Origin of the sequence: Thalassospira australica (genome assembly GCF_044790785.1) — a bacterium.
GTDB classification, from domain to species: Bacteria; Pseudomonadota; Alphaproteobacteria; order Rhodospirillales; family Thalassospiraceae; genus Thalassospira; species Thalassospira australica_A.
This window is the reverse complement of the sequence record NZ_CP085258.1, coordinates 3751231-3767048: the sequence shown is the minus strand read 5'-3', so window position 1 is coordinate 3767048 and position 15818 is coordinate 3751231. Positions and strand designations below refer to the sequence as shown.

The window sequence follows — 15818 nt, the reverse complement described above, 5'->3', positions numbered from 1 at the left end:
GCTTTGGTGCGGGTAACGGATTGCGCCATCGGGATCAGGGATGCCCGATATTCCGAATCGGAAGCCGGTAAGCGGTTGATTGTGATGGCTTTACCTGTGGATAACTTTGCGGAATTGCCGGTGTATCGACAGTCAAAGTCGCGTCGTTCGGGGAATTGCAATAAATCCGTACCCGAATGACGATTTGACCTGCGGTTTTTACCGCCGGACGGATATTTTCCGATCCTGTGCTGCGTGGCAGCAAACGAAGGTATGATGGCGCCGCGCGATAAGGAATGGCAGGATTTCTATCGCAGGGATAGGGGGTTGGATTTAGAAAAAAATTGAACCAGTGCGCTAAATTCCTGAAAGGACAAGTAATATTTTTGTGCAACGCAGCGAGGTTTTTTCTGGAACAGGGTGTGAAGATAGGCTATTTGCCTGCCATACCGTTGTGCCGCAATGCAGGCGGGTTTAAAAATCAGGTTTGTCTGATGTTACGTCGCGATCCAGATGGCTGTGCCGATTTATGGTTGAGTCATCACGGCATGCCTTTTCGGCGAACGAACAACCCGCTATGTTCGTAAAATGTCGGAGGTCACGATGTGGCTTTCCTTTGGACAAATTGCCTTGAGATGTAATGCGAGGGGGCAGATTCGCATGTCGATCAAGATGCTGTTTCCCATTCTTTTGCTGGGATTGGCAGTTCTGACCGGACTGGATAGTGCCGCGCTTGCCGCGGTTGGTCAGCCTGAGCCATGGCAACTGGGTCTTCAGCACCCGGTGTCGCCGGTGGCTGTACAGGGCCATGATTTCTTTATTCTTCTGACATGGCTGATGACCGCCGTTACGGTGATCGTCCTGCTGTTGTTGCTTTATGTTCTTTTCCGCTTCAGCCGGAAACGGAATCCCGTCCCGTCCAAGACCACCCACCATACGCTTCTTGAAATCGTATGGACTGTGGCGCCGGTCCTGATCCTTCTGATTATCGCGATCCCGTCGTTCCGTCTGCTGTATTACGCAGATCGGGTCGAGGACGCCGATATGACGCTGAAGATCATCGGCAAGCAGTGGTACTGGACGTACGAATATCCCGACAGTGGCAATTTCACGTTCGATTCCCTTATGATCGACGAGGAAACCGCCGTTGCAGAAGGCAAGATGCGCCTTCTGGATGTGGACAACCCCGTTGTGCTGCCGGTTGACACCAATATCCGCCTGATCATGACATCGGACGATGTGATCCATAACTGGGCCATGCCGTCGCTGTTCATCAAGCTTGATGCCGTGCCGGGCCGCCTGAACGAAACCTGGACCCGCATTCCGGGCGAATATGCAGGCACCACTTTCTATGGCCAGTGTTCGGAACTTTGTGGCGTGAACCACGCCTACATGCCGATCGCGGTGAAAGCCGTGACCATGGAAGAATACGAGGCATGGGTCGAAGAGGCCCAGGAGAGATTCGCGTCGGTTGATCTGCCGTCAGCGGTTTCCGTGGCTTCGGCAGAGTGAGGGAGAGATTTATGGCTCACGCTGACACACATTCGCATGATGATCACATGCCCGGTTTCTTTACCCGTTGGTTCCTTTCGACCAACCACAAGGATATCGGCACGCTTTATCTTGCTTTCTCGCTGGTTGCCGGTCTGATCGGCGGGGCGTTTTCGGTCTGGTTCCGTATGGAACTGGCGCATCCGGGAACGCAGATCATCGAAGACCACCAGTTCTTTAACGTTCTGGTCACGGCACACGGCATGATCATGGTGTTCTTTGTTGTCATGCCCGCCATGATTGGCGGTTTTGGCAACTGGTTCGTGCCGATCATGATCGGCGCGCCCGACATGGCGTTCCCGCGACTGAACAATATTTCGTTCTGGCTGATCGTGCCGGCCTTCGTGCTTCTGATGCTGTCTGCCGTTGTCGGCAGCGGTGCCGGGACGGGCTGGACGGTTTATCCGCCGCTGTCGGCCTCGCTTGGCCATCCGGACGCTTCTGTTGATCTGGCGATCTTTGCGTTGCACCTTGCCGGTGCGAGCTCGATCCTGGGTGCGGTGAACTTCATCACCACCATTTTCAACATGCGCGCACCGGGCATGACGCTTCACAAGATGCCGCTGTTTGCGTGGGCGATGCTGGTAACCGCATTCCTTCTGCTTCTGGCGGTGCCGGTTCTTGGTGGCGCGATCACGATGCTTCTGACCGACCGCAACTTTGGCACGGATTTCTTCAATCCGGCCGGTGGCGGTGACCCGATCCTGTACCAGCACCTGTTCTGGTTCTTCGGTCATCCGGAAGTTTACATCATGATCCTGCCGGGCTTTGGCATCATCAGCCACATCATTTCGACCTTCTCGCGCAAGCCGATTTTCGGCTATCTCGGGATGGCCTATGCCATGGTCGCAATCGGTGTTGTCGGTTTCATCGTGTGGGCACACCACATGTATACCGTCGGCCTTGATGTCAATACGCGCGCCTATTTCACCGCGGCAACGATGGTGATTGCGGTGCCGACCGGGGTTAAGATCTTTTCGTGGATTGCAACGATGTGGGGTGGCTCTATCGAGCTTCGCGCACCGATGCTGTGGGCGATCGGCTTTATCTTCCTGTTCACCGTTGGCGGTGTGACGGGCGTTATCCTGGCGAACTCCGGCATGGATCTGCCGCTGCACGATACCTATTTCGTGGTGGCGCATTTCCACTATGTGCTGTCGCTGGGGGCTGTGTTCTCGATCTTTGCGGGCTTCTATTACTGGTTCAGCAAGATGTCGGGTTACGAGATTTCCGATCTTGGCGGTAAAATCCACTTCTGGCTGTTCTTTATCGGTGTGAACCTGACCTTCTTCCCGCAGCACTTCCTGGGGCTGGCCGGCATGCCGCGCCGTTATGCCGATTACCCGGATGCGTTTGCGGGCTGGAACCTGGTTTCGTCCTATGGCGCGTATCTTTCGTTCGCGGCGACGATCTTCTTTGTCGGGCTGGTGGCACATGCCTTCATCCGTGGCAAAAAGGCCGAAGCCAACCCATATGGCGAAGGTGCGGATACACTGGAATGGACCGTCAGCTCGCCGCCGCCGTTCCATACCTTTGACGAACTGCCGCGCATCAAGTAATTGATCCGATCTTGCGTTCCCCGCCGGTGCCCGTTGGTTCCCGGCGGGGAACATACGACCGCCCAAAGAAGTAAAGACCAGGATTACATGACCAAGCAGGCCACCCAGCAGATTCTTGCAATCGATAATGTCGCTGCATTGCCGGTATCGGAAGTGCGCGACTATATTGCGTTGCTGAAACCCGGTGTGATGACCCTTGTGGTGTTTACCGGTGCCGTGGGGCTTTTGATTGCACCGGGAACGATCCATCCGTTTCTGGCGCTGGTTGCGATTGCCTGTATTGCCGTTGCCAGCGGGGCGGCGGCATCGATCAACATGTGGTACGACCGCGATATCGACATCCACATGAAACGCACCCGGAACCGCCCGATTCCGGCCGGCCGTGTGCCCGCCGAAGAGGCGCTTTCGCTGGGGATTGCGTTATCCATCCTTTCCGTGACCGTGATGGCGGTTGCGATCAATTTTGCCGCCGCCGCCCTTCTGGCGGTGTCGATTGCGTTTTACGTGTTCGTTTACACCATGTGGCTGAAACGCAGCACGCCGCAGAATATCGTCATTGGCGGTGCCGCCGGAGCATTTCCCCCGATGATCGGCTGGGCGTCGGTGACCGGCGGGATTGATATCAATTCGATTGCGCTGTTTCTGATTATCTTTATGTGGACGCCGCCGCATTTCTGGGCACTGGCCCTGTTTCGCTGCGGCGATTATGCCAAGGTCGGTGTGCCGATGATGCCGGTTGTGGCCGGTGAGGCCGCGACCAAAAAGCAGATGCTGATTTATACCATCCTGTTGCTGCCCGTGACCCTTGTGCCGGTTGCGACCGGGTTGCTGGGTGTGTTTTACGGTGTGACGGCGGTTCTGACCGGGCTTTGGTTCCTGCGTCATGCGGTTCGCGTGCTGCGCAATGCGGAAGAAAAAGCACCGCACAAAATGTTCGGGTATTCGATCCTGTATCTGTTTGTCCTGTTCGGGGCGATGGTCGCCGATGTCTGGATCAAGGGATATCTGGCATGACCGAACCCAAAATGACCAAAGCCGAGCTTGAGGCGTTTTACGCCAAACGGCGCAAGAAGAACTGGGCGTTTCTTGTCATTCTTGGCGGGTTGGCGGTTCTGTTTTTCGCCATTACCATTCTTAAGATGAGCTAGGAAACATATGGCTGATCAGAAGCATGCGGACAAAACAAAGGCGCGAAACAAGCGCGTATTGATCAGTTGTGTTGCCGTTGTCGGTGGCATGATTGGCCTGTCTTATGCTTCGGTTCCGCTTTATGAGCTGTTTTGTCAGGTGACGGGATATGGTGGCACAACACAGGTTGGCACCGATGCGCCGCGCAATGTTTCGGAACAGACCATCAAAATCCGGTTCAATGCCGATGTGAATTCCCGCCTGCCGTGGCAGTTCAAACCCGAACAGCGCGAAATGACCGTGAAGCTTGGCGAGGACAACCTTGCCTATTACATGGCCGAAAATATGTCGGTCAAACCGGTCACCGGTCAGGCGGTTTACAATGTAACGCCGCTTAAGGCCGGGCAGTATTTCAGCAAGATCGCCTGTTTCTGTTTTGACGAGCAGACGCTTGAACCCGGCCAGCGTGTGGATATGCCGGTCAGTTTCTATGTCGATCCGGCGATTGCAGAAGACCCGAATACCCGTGACGTGAAGACCATTACCCTGTCCTATACCTTCTATAAGGCCGAGGCATCGGTCGAAGGCCCGGACGGGGATAAAGGAAAGGGAGGCTAGGGCTTTTGTCCGGGTTTCCAATGAAGAGAGCTTTAAAGGTTTCATTTGTGAGGATTGAGGGGGGCGAGGAATGAGTGATCACGCTCAGAAACATCCGTTCCATCTGGTAGACCCGAGCCCGTGGCCGTTGGTGGCTGCGTTGTCTGCGGGGCTGTTTACCGGTGGCATGGTCATGTTCATGCATTCGGATCGTGCGCCGACAGATTTCTGGCTGGCAGCGCTTGGCCTGGCGGGCATCCTGTTCGTGATGTTCCGCTGGTGGAGCAACGTGATCAGCGAGTCCAGCGTCTATCACAACAAGGTTGTGCAGATCGGACTGCGGTATGGCATGTCGCTGTTCATCGCGTCCGAGGTGATGTTCTTTGTCGCCTTCTTCTGGGCGTTCTTCCACAACGCGTTCATTATTTTCAGCCCCGGTGTGACCGAATGGCCGCCCGCAGGTGTCGAAGTTCTTGATCCGTGGGATTTGCCGTTCCTCAATACGCTGATCCTGCTTTTGTCGGGTTGCACGCTGACCTGGGCGCATCATGGCTGCCTTGAGGGCAAGAAAAAGGATATGGTTCAGGGGCTGGCGCTGACCGTTGGTCTTGGCGTTATCTTCCTCGGCCTGCAGGCCTATGAATACAGCCATGCGGCATTCGGTTTTGCCGATGGCATCTATTCATCGACCTTCTATATGGCGACCGGTTTCCACGGGTTCCATGTGTTTGTCGGTACGGTGTTCCTGGCGGTCTGCCTTGTGCGCGCGATCAAGGACGGCTTTAAACCCGATCATCATTTCGGTCTGGAAGCCGCCGCATGGTACTGGCATTTCGTTGACGTTGTCTGGCTGTTCCTGTTCTTTGCCGTTTACATCTGGGGCGGCGAATAAAAGGACGCGGTCAGCCAATGACCAAGGATTATTATCCTGCACTTTCCCCCATTCGCACCGGGCTGGCATGCAGATGCCCCCGTTGCGGCGGGGGAAAGTTGTTTTCGGGCTTCCTGACGGTTCGTGAACATTGTGATCAATGCGGTCTTGACCTGCGGGGGCATGATGCCGGCGATGGTCCGGCCGTCTTCATCATCTTTATCCTTGGTTTTGTCGTGGTGCCGATGGCCCTTTGGGTCGAGATGACCTATATGCCGCCTTTGTGGCTGCATGCGGTGTTGTGGTTCCCGACCATCATCGGGGTAACACTGGCCTTGCTGCGACCGTTAAAAGGCCTCATGGTGGCGCTGCAATATCGCCATCGGTCGACTTCCGAACAGGATTGAATTCAATAGATGCCGCTTCTGACGACACGCCCAAGCCCTGCGATCAAAATCTGTACCGGTCTTGCCCTTGTGATCCTTCTGGGACTTGGGTCATGGCAGGTGGATCGCCTGTTCTGGAAACAGAACCTGATTGCCGAACGTCAGGCGCAGGCGGCATTGCCGCCGATCCCGGTGCCGACCGATGTTGATCCCGATCCGGCGATGGCGTTTCATGCCGCCTATGCCGAGGGTCATTTCCTGAACGATCAGGAAATGTATCTGATGGCGCGCACACGCCGGGGCAATATCGGTTTTCATCTGATCACGCCGCTGGAACAGGAAGATGGCCGGATCATTCTGGTCAATCGCGGCTGGGTGCCGCAGGATTATCGCGATCCGTCAACCCGCCCTGACAGCCTGATTGACGGCAATGTCCGGGTGACGGGCGTGTTGCGCCTGCCGCAAACCCGCCACTGGGTTCAGCCGGAAAACGAACCGCTGGAAAACCAGTGGTTCTTTGTCGATGTCGATGCGATGGCCGAGGATAGCGGGGCGGACCTTGCCAGCCGGTATTATCTTGAACTGGATGAAACCGAAATCCCCGGCGGATTGCCGATTGGCGGGCAGGCGAAAATCGATCTGCCGAACAATCATCTTCAATATGCGATCACCTGGTACAGCCTTGCGCTTTCGCTGATTGTGATCTTTATTCTTTATCACCGCCGCCCGCAGAAAGATGACGCCGAAAGCTGATCCTTTCTGACGATATTTCCGACGGCCTGACGGAACGCTGCCCGATACCGGTTGCGGCGTTTCGTTTGCCCGGCTTTCCAGATTTTCCGGTTCCGCCGAACAGGAGTTCCCATGACTGACGCCTATAAATCGCTTGAAGCCCGTTTTCGCCGGATCAATGTTCTGTCCGATATCGGCGGCATGCTGCATTGGGATATGGCGGCAATGATGCCCAATGGCGGGGCCAATGCCCGGTCCGAGCAACTGGCGACCCTTGATGTCATGGCAAATGAACTGATCAATGCCCCGGATATGGGTGATCTGATCGAGGAAGCCGGGGGTGAAAACCTTGATGCGTGGCAGAGGGCCAATCTGGCGGAAATGAAACGCAACTGGGTGCATGGCACGGCGGTGCCGTCCGATCTGGTGGAAAAGATGTCACTGGCGGCGACGTCGTGCGAAGTCGCATGGCGCGGGGCGCGGGCCGATAACGATTTTGCCGGGTTGTTGCCGAAACTTCAGACCGTTCTTGACCTGTCGATCGAGGCGGGCAAAGCCAAGGCCGAGGCGCTGGGGACGTCGGTCTATGATGCGTTGCTGGATCAGTACGATCCGATGATGCGCTCGGACCGGATCGATAGCCTGTTTGCCGAACTGGAAGCGTTCCTGCCATCCTTTACCGCCGAGGTCATTGAACGCCAGAAATCCGAAGCAGCCCCGATCAGCCCGACCGGGCCATTCCCGATACCGGTTCAGAACAGGGTCGGTCTGGATCTGATGAAGGCGGTCGGTTTTGATTTCGATCACGGACGTCTGGATATTTCGCATCATCCGTTCTGTGGCGGCATTCCCGATGATGTGCGCATCACGACGCGCTATGACGAGAATGATTTCACATCGGCGATCATGGGCGTTCTGCACGAAACCGGTCATGCGATGTATGAACGCGGATTGCCGGGCGCGTGGCGCAATCAGCCGGTGGGCAAGGCGCGCGGCATGACCCTGCATGAAAGCCAGTCGCTTCTGGTGGAAATGCAGGCCAGCCGGTCGGAAGAATTCCTGACCTATGCCGGGCCGGTCTTCAAGGCGGCGTTTGGTGGTGATGACGGGGCGTGGAATGCGGGCAACCTGCATCGGCTTTATACACGGGTCGAGCCGGGCCTGATCCGCGTGGATGCGGACGAGGTGACGTATCCGGCGCATGTGATCCTGCGGTATCGTCTGGAGCGCGCGCTGATCGAAGGCGACATGAAACTTGGCGATCTGCCCGGTGCGTGGAACGAAATGATGGGCAAGTTGCTGGGTATTCGGCCAACCGATGACAGGGATGGCTGCATGCAGGATATCCATTGGCCGTCGGGGGCGTGGGGATATTTCCCGACCTATACGCTAGGCGCGATGGCGGCCGCCCAGATTTTTGCTGCGGCGAAAAAGGCCCGGCCGGAAATCCCCGCGGCACTGTCGCGCGGTGATTTCAGCCCGCTGATGGGGTGGCTTGGCGAAAATATCCACAGCAAGGCATCGAGCAAATCAACCGACGAGATACTGATCGAGGCAACGGGACAACCCCTTGGCGTCGCGGCGTTCAGGGCACATATGGAAAACAGGTATGGCGGGTAAAACTGATTGATTGGCGGTACTTATCTGCTAGCATCGACCATGCTTCCGGCACAGGTGACGGCAGGCATGAGCCCTAACCCTTAACCCTTTTCCCGGAAGTGTCATGGGAATAACCGACGGCAACAAGAAAGTCATGGATCGGCATGTTTATGCCGCCGATCAGATCATTTTTCGGGAAGGAAAACCGGGAAGTGCGGCCTTTGTCGTGCAGGAAGGCCGGGTTGAAATCTATAAAACCATGAATGGCGACGAGGAAGTCATTCTGGGCAGAATAGAAGCCGGTGGCCTGTTTGGCGAGTTGGCCCTTGTCGATAACGAGCCGCGCATGGCATCGGCGCGCGCCTGCGAACGGACGGTCCTGATTGCGATCAATCGCCAGATGTTCGAGAAAAAAATGGCGGCGTCCGACCGCTTCATCAAGGCGATCCTGCGGATTCTTTTGAATAACTATCGCACGGTGGTGCGCCGGGCCGCCGTGGCGGAAGCCAAGCTCAAGGAACACGGGATCGAGCTTGATAAATAGGCAGCGATCACGCGGCGTTACGCGATATTGCGCAAAGCACGCCTGATCTGCCGGATTGACCCTTGACTATGGCGGCTGTTCCCCTCACTAACTTTCGGTTTGGAGTGTCTTTGTCCGTTTGGGGCAAAGGTGCCTGAATGTTGTGAAAGCCCAATTCAGGAGCACAGGTCGTTGCGTTATGTCAGCACGCGGGGAACCGCCCCCGTTTTGCAGTTTGATGATGTCCTTTTGGCCGGTCTGGCCCGTGATGGCGGATTGTATGTGCCGGAAACCTGGCCGACCTTTACTGCCGATGACATTCGTGCGCTGCGAACCCTGACGTATGCCGAGGTTGCCTATAAGGTGATCCAGCCCTTCACGACCGGTTCGGTCGATGATGAGGCGTTGAAATCCATCCTTGAAGATACCTATGCCGGGTTTGATCACGAAGCGGTGGCACCGCTTAAGCAGCTTGGTGCCAATGACTGGGTGATGGAGCTTTTCCATGGGCCGACCCTGGCGTTCAAGGATTATGCGTTGCAGGTGGTCGGGCGGCTGTTTGACCATGTTCTGGCCAAGCGCGGCGAACGCATCACGATTGTCGGGGCGACGTCGGGCGATACCGGGTCGGCGGCAATTGAAGCCTGCCGGGACCGGGAAAATATCGATATTTTCATCCTGCATCCGAAGGGCCGCGTTTCCGAAGTCCAGCGCCGCCAGATGACGACGATCCTGTCGGACAATGTGCATAACATCGCGGTCGAGGGATCGTTTGACGATTGTCAGGATCTGGTGAAGGCATTGTTCAATGATCATGCGTTTCGCGACGAGGTCGGGCTTTCGGCGGTCAATTCGATCAACTGGGCGCGCATCATGTGCCAGATCGCCTATTATTTCTGGGCGGGGGCGCAGCTTGGATCGCCGGAACGCGAACTTTCCTTCTCGGTGCCGTCGGGCAATTTCGGCAATGTCTATGCCGGGTATGCCGCGATGCAGATGGGGCTTCCGATCAAACAGTTTGTGGTCGGGGCCAACCGCAACGACATTCTCGCGCGCTTTTTTGAAAGCGGTGTGATGAAGATGGAAGGTGTCGAGCCGTCCATCAGCCCGTCGATGGATATTCAGGTCAGTTCGAACTTTGAACGGTTGATGTTTGATCTTTATGATCGTGATGGTCTGGCGATTGCCGGGATGCTGACCAAATTCCGCGAAACCGGAATTATGGAAATGTCGCAAGGGCAGTTTGCCCGCGCACGCGAACATTTCGACGGTTATCGGTTAAGCGACGATGAAACCCGGGCGGCGATCCGGGATGTGCTTTCGACCAGTGGCGAGCTTGTCGATCCGCATTCGGTGATCGGCATTGTGGCCGGGCGCAAATGCAATCGTGACAAATCGGTGCCGATGGTGGCGCTGGCGACAGCACACCCGGCGAAGTTCCCGGATGCGGTCAAACAGGCATCGGGGATTTATCCGGACTTGCCCGCGCGGCTGTCTGACCTATATGACCGGCCAGAGAAGGCCGAAACCATGTCCAACGATGTCAGCGCCCTGATGGCGCATGTTCGCGCAAAGCGGCGTGCGGCCTGATGACGTGTGATTTCGGGCATGATGTAAAACACAGGAGTATACCTATATGACAGTCGAGCTTACCCGGCTTGACAACGGGATGATCGTTGCGACCGACCGCCTTGAGCATGTGCAATCCGTGGCACTTGGTGCGTGGGTTGATGTGGGTGCGCGCAACGAAACGCCTGAAATCAACGGCATTTCCCATATGCTTGAACATATGGCGTTCAAGGGCACGCGGCGTCGTTCCGCCCTTCAGATTTCCGAGGAAATCGAAAATGTCGGCGGGCAGATGAATGCCTATACCTCGCGCGAGAATACGGCCTATTACTGCAAGGTCCTGCATGAAGATCAGGAACTGGCGATTGATGTGATTGCCGATATTTTGCAGAACTCGACCCTTGATGCGAAGGAACTTGAACGCGAACGTCAGGTGATTTTGCAGGAAATCGGGCAGGCCAACGACACGCCCGATGACATTGTGTTCGACTATTTCCAGGAAACGGCCCTGCCCGATCAGGCGCTTGGCCGGTCGATCCTTGGCAGCCCGGAAAATGTATCGTCGCTGTCGCGCGATGATCTGTTTGAATTCATGTCGCGCCGCTATAGCCCGAAACGCATGGTGTTTTCGGCATCGGGCAAGGTTGATCATCAGCAGATTGTCGATCTGGTCTCGTCGAAATTCGATAACCTTCCGGCGCATGAAGATCATGAAATGGAAGCCCTTCGTTATGAAGGCGGCAACCGGATCGAGCAGCGCGACCTTGAACAGGTGCATGTGATTTTCGGCCTGCCGACGGTTTCGTACACCGATGACAGTTTCTATGACCTTCAGGTGTTCAATACGCTTCTGGGCGGGGGCATGTCTTCGCGGCTGTTCCAGGAAATCCGTGAAAAGCGCGGGCTTGTCTATTCGGTCTATAGCTTCTCGTCACATTATGTCGATGGCGGGCTGTTTTCGATTTATGCCGGAACCGGTCCGAATGACATTGGCGAACTGATGCCGGTGATGTGTGACGAACTGGTGCGCGCCACGGTCGATTTGACCGAGGAAGAAGTGAACCGGGCGCGGGCGCAGCTCAAGGCATCGGTCGTGATGGGCATGGAAAGCAATTCCGGCCGTTGCGAAACGCTTGCGCGCCAGATCCAGATTTTCGGCGGTCCGCAAACCATCGAGGAAATCGTCGCCAAGGTTGACGCGGTGGATCTTGAGCGGGTGCGTGCGGCGGGTAAATCCCTGCTTGGTGGTACGCCGACCGTGACGGCGCTTGGCCCGGTCAAAGAAGATATTGAGTTTGATGCTCAATCTTTTGGTGTTTAGTGTAATGTTGCGCAGAAATTCTATTCTCATTAAGGTGTTAACCTTAATTTTTTCTGTCATTATTATTTTTTATTTTTATGATCCGAGTAATTTTCCTGATATTTTTAATAAAATAAATTATTATTTTATTTTTTTCTCTGTGTCTTTTTTGGTTTTAAATCAGTTCTTGAGTTCTGTGAGGTTCAAGGTTTCTTTGTCTATTTTTGATGTGAATCTCAGCTTAAGAGAGGCGAACAAAATTAATGTATATTCAATAATTTCTGGATTGGTATTTTTCAACTTCTTTGGCCAAAGTTTGTCTAGGTCCTATCTGATTGGAAGCTCTTTGGGCAAAGAAGCCGCATTCTTTCTGACTGCGGTTGAGAGGGCGATTTCGATTTCGATTCTCTTAGTCGCCTCTATCTTTTTTGCCCTGCTGTGCTTTGGTGGGATAAGTTTTGATACCTCACCTGCTGTAATGGTGGTGTTGGCTGTTTCTTTTGTTTTTATTTCGTGTGGGATATATTTTTCTTTTTTTCTTTCTGAGCAGCAAACTGCAGGTATATCACACATATTCTCAAAATCCGTTGGCGGCGGATTGTGTTGGATGCTGCTGATCACTCTCGCAATGCACTTATTTATGCTCGGTGGCTACCTTTGTTTGGTTCTAGGGGTTGTTGGTATCGACAGCATATCGATCTTTGCTGTTCTCGCGGCAATTCTGACGATGTTGGGTGCTTCTTTTCCGATAAGTTTTGGAGGATGGGGATTAAGAGAAGTTAGCGCTGCTTTTGCATTTGATGCCGCAGCGCTATCTCCTGAGTTAGGTATCGCCGTAGGGGTTGGTGTGGGTGTTTTGACGATTTTGGCGCTCGGCATTAACGTATCTGTGATTTTCGGGCAGGATATTATTCTCCGTTCAAGAAGTAGTTTGAAGATAAACGGTTCTGACGGTCGACCAAAGGATTCCGGTTTTTTCCTGTCTACTTTGGCTTGGGTTCTTCCGGTAATTATTTTTGTTTTTGTTATGGTCCAAATTCCCGTTCCTGTCGGATCGGGAGAGTTGATGCTAAATTTTGCTGATCCCATAGCTATTGTTTGTGGGATGACATTTTTATTTGTATTCTTTCAAAGAAAAATGTGGTCAGAAATATGGATTTCAGCCTCATGTGGTTATGCATTGGGAGCTTTAATATTAATAATTCTTTTAGGGTTTTTTTTAGGGTATTTTAAATATGGTTATTTGAGCTGGGCCTTCTATAACCGGTTGATAGGTCTTGGCCTTTTGATGTCTTATTTTATTTCCGGAATGGCTTTATCCTCTTTTTGGGATCGCGATGGTCTTCATTATTTGGTTAAGATGCTCATTTTAGCATTATCTGTGATGCTGGTTATTGAATATTTTTCAAGAATTTTCCTAAATCCCGAAACTTTATATGCTTTTGGCTGGGATTCCCCCAGGTGGTTGGCGCTATTTGGTAATCCAAATGCTTATGCCTTTTTCTTGGTATGTTGTTTCCCTGTGGTTTTTATTTTCTTGAGGTTTGATGCCTCTAGACGATTTGATATCTGGTATTATTTTTCCTCAGCAATTTTCCTTTTAGCAATTTATTTAACGGGCTCACGTGCAGCTTACGGTGCAATTCTAGTTGTAATGGCCTTTTTATGCTTTTCTTACCTGAGGAGAGTTGTCACCACAGTATCGATTGCAATTATGTTGGGGGTAATAGTCTATCTTCTCGAGAGCGTACTTTTCTCGTTTGGTGGAAATGCAGGAAACTCATATTTAACTAAAAAATTAATGGCTGGAGGGCTAGCTTCGGTACAAGAAGACAGAATACTGAGCTTGGTTGAAGGGTGGAAAATGTTTTTAGATTTCCCTATTTTTGGTGCAGGTTTGGGAGCATTTTATCATCAGCAAATGAATGCTGGTATTCCGCTTGTGATACATAATTCGTTTCTCTGGGTTTTGGCTGAATTCGGAATATTTGGTTTCGTTGTTGTCTTCGGGCCAATTGGAATTTTTGCCCTGAAGAACTTGATTAATACCAGTTGGCTCAGAGATGATAAGATGTATGCCTTATTGGCAATAATATGTGGTGCTTCGATTATGGGGCTGGCACATGAAATGATGTACCAAAGGATATTGTGGCTGCTTTTGGGTGTGTTTCTAACAAACTCCTTGCGGATAGAAACCAGACAACAATGGTCTAAACCCAACATATAAGTGTGTATCTCCTTGCTATGGTTATCACGAGACGCCAAATTGGCTGTGGACTCCGATAAAAGATTTCTTAAGCGATCTTCTTCTAATGCCATATCGCTTTGTGGCATTGCTTAGGTATCCGGATTTTCCCGAATCTTGCAGAAGGCCGCGATGCAGTACGCATTTGATATTGGCGGATCGAAAATCGAGTTTGGAGCGTTTGACGGCGGGGGTGACATCCGGTCCCAGATCAAGGTGCCGACACCGGTACAGGATCGTGATGCCTTTGTCGCGGCGATTGCCGGTTTGATCGGCGATGCCGACCGCGAATTTGGCGAGGATGCCGATATCGGCATCAGCTTTGCCGGCGGGCTTGACCCGCAGACCGGGGCGGTGATTTCGGCCAATATCCCGGCGATCAAGGGATGGCCGTTTGGCCCGGAGCTTTCGAAAATCCTCAATCGTCCGGTGCGGGTCGCCAATGATGCCGATTGCTTTGCGCTGGCCGAGGCACGATCCGGGGCGGCCAAGGGGGCCAGAACGGTTTTTGCCATCATCCTTGGCACCGGGGTGGGCGGCGGCATTGTGGTGGACGGGCAGTTCATTGGCGGGCGCAGCGGCATACGCGGCGAATGGGGGCATGGCAATGATGTTTCGGGTGCGCTGATCCGTCATGGGCTTGCGCCGGTGGTGTGCGGCTGTGGCCGGACGGGGTGCCTTGATGCCTGGGGCGGGGCGCGCGGGCTTGAACGGATTTACGGGCAGATTGCCGGGCAGGAACGCCCGAGTTACGAGATCACCGATGGCTGGCAGGGCGGGGATGCGATGGCAGGCCGGGCGGTTGACATCTTTGTCGATCTGATCGCGGGGGAGCTTGCATTGATGGTCAATGTGCTTGACCCGGATTGCGTGCCGGTCGGCGGTGGGCTGGCATCCGAAAGCCGCCTGATTGCGATGATCGATGACGCGGTGCGCGCACGGGTTCTGGGCCGCTATGACGCGCCTTTGATGGTGCCGGGCCAGTATAGCCGCGATGGCGGGCTTCGCGGGGCGGCGATGCTGCATCTTCTGGATGACGGGGCGGGTGTATGACGGAAAGTTCACCGCTTCTGGAAATCTGTGTTGAAAGTTTTGACGATGCGATGGTGGCCGCGCGTGCCGGGGCGGACCGGATTGAATATTGTGCGGCCCTTGCGGTTGGCGGAGTGACGCCCAGTGCCGGGGCGATGGCCCATTTGCGCGATATCCCGGTGCCCTGCCGGGTGATGATCCGGCCAAGGCCGGGTGATTTCATCTATGGCCCGGCTGACATGGCGATGATGAAACGCGACATCGCCCTTGCCCGCGATCACGGGGCAGAGGGGATCGTGATTGGGGCGGCGACGCAAGACGGGCGGCTTGATCGCGACATGCTGGCCGATCTTCTGTCCGTGGCGGGCGGGCTTGGGGCGACATTGCATCGGGTGTTTGACGCGGTGCCCGATCCGTTTGACGCGCTTGAAGGTGCCATCGATCTTGGCTTTGACCGCATCCTGACATCAGGCCAGCAGCCGACCGCCGAACAGGGGGCGGACATGATTGCACGCCTGATCACACAGGCAGACGGGCGGATCACGATCCTGCCCGGATCGGGCATTACACCGGAAAATGCGGCAAAATTGCTGCGCAAAACCGGTGCGGTGGAACTGCATGCCTCGTGCAAGAAAGCCAACCCGACGGGGGGCGGTTACGCCGCTGGACGGGTTGCCACCGATGGGGATGTGGTGAGGGCGCTTAAGGCGGTGATGGCGGAGTTTATTGCACCGTAATGGATTTGTG

The 15818-nt window shown here is 54.3% G+C and carries 15 protein-coding genes; all 15 read left to right on the top strand.

The annotated features are described in order from the left end of the window. Positions 1-639 precede the first annotated feature (639 nt). The 15 genes from coxB (at position 640) to LG297_RS17575 (ending at position 15808) form a co-directional block, all read left to right on the top strand. The gene (gene coxB / locus LG297_RS17645; RefSeq protein WP_404422576.1) at positions 640-1491 is read left to right on the top strand and encodes a cytochrome c oxidase subunit II; all 852 of its coding nucleotides are present in this window, start codon (positions 640-642) and stop codon (positions 1489-1491) included. A gap of 11 nt (positions 1492-1502) precedes the next feature. Then, a complete protein-coding gene (gene ctaD / locus LG297_RS17640; RefSeq protein WP_404422574.1) occupies positions 1503-3089 on the top strand; it encodes a cytochrome c oxidase subunit I in 1587 nt (528 codons plus the stop codon). Positions 3090-3176: 87 nt separating this feature from the next. Further along, positions 3177-4103, top strand: a complete 927-nt coding sequence (gene cyoE, locus LG297_RS17635; protein ID WP_404422572.1) for a heme o synthase — start codon at positions 3177-3179, stop codon at positions 4101-4103. Further along, the gene (locus tag LG297_RS17630; RefSeq protein ID WP_404422570.1) at positions 4100-4237 is read left to right on the top strand and encodes a hypothetical protein; all 138 of its coding nucleotides are present in this window, start codon (positions 4100-4102) and stop codon (positions 4235-4237) included. The genes cyoE and LG297_RS17630 overlap by 4 nt, the downstream gene beginning before the upstream one ends. A gap of 7 nt (positions 4238-4244) precedes the next feature. Beyond that, positions 4245-4835 (top strand): cytochrome c oxidase assembly protein, encoded by a 591-nt coding sequence (locus LG297_RS17625; protein ID WP_404422568.1) that lies wholly within the window; start codon positions 4245-4247, stop codon positions 4833-4835. Positions 4836-4905: 70 nt separating this feature from the next. Next, positions 4906-5706 carry a cytochrome c oxidase subunit 3 gene (locus LG297_RS17620; protein ID WP_404422566.1) on the top strand — a complete coding sequence of 267 codons (801 nt, stop codon included), beginning with the start codon at positions 4906-4908 and terminating at the stop codon, positions 5704-5706. A gap of 17 nt (positions 5707-5723) precedes the next feature. After that, entirely contained in the window at positions 5724-6092 is a 369-nt protein-coding gene (locus LG297_RS17615) for a DUF983 domain-containing protein (RefSeq protein ID WP_404422564.1), read from the top strand. 9 nt (positions 6093-6101) lie between these two features. After that, on the top strand, positions 6102-6824 hold the full coding sequence (locus LG297_RS17610; RefSeq protein WP_404422562.1) for an SURF1 family protein: 723 nt from the start codon (positions 6102-6104) through the stop codon (positions 6822-6824). Between the two features lie 111 nt (positions 6825-6935). Continuing rightward, on the top strand, positions 6936-8423 hold the full coding sequence (locus LG297_RS17605; protein ID WP_404422560.1) for a carboxypeptidase M32: 1488 nt from the start codon (positions 6936-6938) through the stop codon (positions 8421-8423). A 103-nt stretch (positions 8424-8526) separates the two neighbouring features. Then, positions 8527-8946 (top strand): Crp/Fnr family transcriptional regulator, encoded by a 420-nt coding sequence (locus LG297_RS17600; protein ID WP_404422558.1) that lies wholly within the window; start codon positions 8527-8529, stop codon positions 8944-8946. Between the two features lie 171 nt (positions 8947-9117). After that, a complete protein-coding gene (thrC, locus tag LG297_RS17595; RefSeq protein WP_404422556.1) occupies positions 9118-10515 on the top strand; it encodes a threonine synthase in 1398 nt (465 codons plus the stop codon). 46 nt (positions 10516-10561) lie between these two features. Continuing rightward, complete coding sequence (locus tag LG297_RS17590; protein ID WP_404422554.1) at positions 10562-11815, top strand: M16 family metallopeptidase; 1254 nt, start codon at positions 10562-10564, stop codon at positions 11813-11815. Beyond that, entirely contained in the window at positions 11793-14021 is a 2229-nt protein-coding gene (locus LG297_RS17585; protein WP_404422552.1) for an O-antigen ligase family protein, read from the top strand. Before LG297_RS17590 ends, LG297_RS17585 begins: the two co-directional genes overlap by 23 nt. A gap of 150 nt (positions 14022-14171) precedes the next feature. Beyond that, positions 14172-15092, top strand: a complete 921-nt coding sequence (locus LG297_RS17580) for an ROK family protein (RefSeq protein WP_404422550.1) — start codon at positions 14172-14174, stop codon at positions 15090-15092. Then, positions 15089-15808: a copper homeostasis protein CutC gene (locus LG297_RS17575; RefSeq protein WP_404422548.1), complete on the top strand. Its 720-nt coding sequence runs from the start codon at positions 15089-15091 to the stop codon at positions 15806-15808. The genes LG297_RS17580 and LG297_RS17575 overlap by 4 nt, the downstream gene beginning before the upstream one ends. The last annotated feature ends 10 nt before the right edge of the window (positions 15809-15818 follow it).

What these genes read in the sequence shown, in the direction of transcription:
- coxB (WP_404422576.1), top strand. Translation starts at nt 640, where the DNA reads ATGTCGATCAAGATGCTGTTTCCCATTCTTTTGCTGGGATTGGCAGTT.
- ctaD (WP_404422574.1), top strand. Translation starts at nt 1,503, where the DNA reads ATGGCTCACGCTGACACACATTCGCATGATGATCACATGCCCGGTTTC.
- cyoE (WP_404422572.1), top strand. Translation starts at nt 3,177, where the DNA reads ATGACCAAGCAGGCCACCCAGCAGATTCTTGCAATCGATAATGTCGCT.
- LG297_RS17630 (WP_404422570.1), top strand. Translation starts at nt 4,100, where the DNA reads ATGACCGAACCCAAAATGACCAAAGCCGAGCTTGAGGCGTTTTACGCC.
- LG297_RS17625 (WP_404422568.1), top strand. Translation starts at nt 4,245, where the DNA reads ATGGCTGATCAGAAGCATGCGGACAAAACAAAGGCGCGAAACAAGCGC.
- LG297_RS17620 (WP_404422566.1), top strand. Translation starts at nt 4,906, where the DNA reads ATGAGTGATCACGCTCAGAAACATCCGTTCCATCTGGTAGACCCGAGC.
- LG297_RS17615 (WP_404422564.1), top strand. Translation starts at nt 5,724, where the DNA reads ATGACCAAGGATTATTATCCTGCACTTTCCCCCATTCGCACCGGGCTG.
- LG297_RS17610 (WP_404422562.1), top strand. Translation starts at nt 6,102, where the DNA reads ATGCCGCTTCTGACGACACGCCCAAGCCCTGCGATCAAAATCTGTACC.
- LG297_RS17605 (WP_404422560.1), top strand. Translation starts at nt 6,936, where the DNA reads ATGACTGACGCCTATAAATCGCTTGAAGCCCGTTTTCGCCGGATCAAT.
- LG297_RS17600 (WP_404422558.1), top strand. Translation starts at nt 8,527, where the DNA reads ATGGGAATAACCGACGGCAACAAGAAAGTCATGGATCGGCATGTTTAT.
- LG297_RS17590 (WP_404422554.1), top strand. Translation starts at nt 10,562, where the DNA reads ATGACAGTCGAGCTTACCCGGCTTGACAACGGGATGATCGTTGCGACC.
- LG297_RS17585 (WP_404422552.1), top strand. Translation starts at nt 11,793, where the DNA reads ATGCTCAATCTTTTGGTGTTTAGTGTAATGTTGCGCAGAAATTCTATT.
- LG297_RS17580 (WP_404422550.1), top strand. Translation starts at nt 14,172, where the DNA reads ATGCAGTACGCATTTGATATTGGCGGATCGAAAATCGAGTTTGGAGCG.
- LG297_RS17575 (WP_404422548.1), top strand. Translation starts at nt 15,089, where the DNA reads ATGACGGAAAGTTCACCGCTTCTGGAAATCTGTGTTGAAAGTTTTGAC.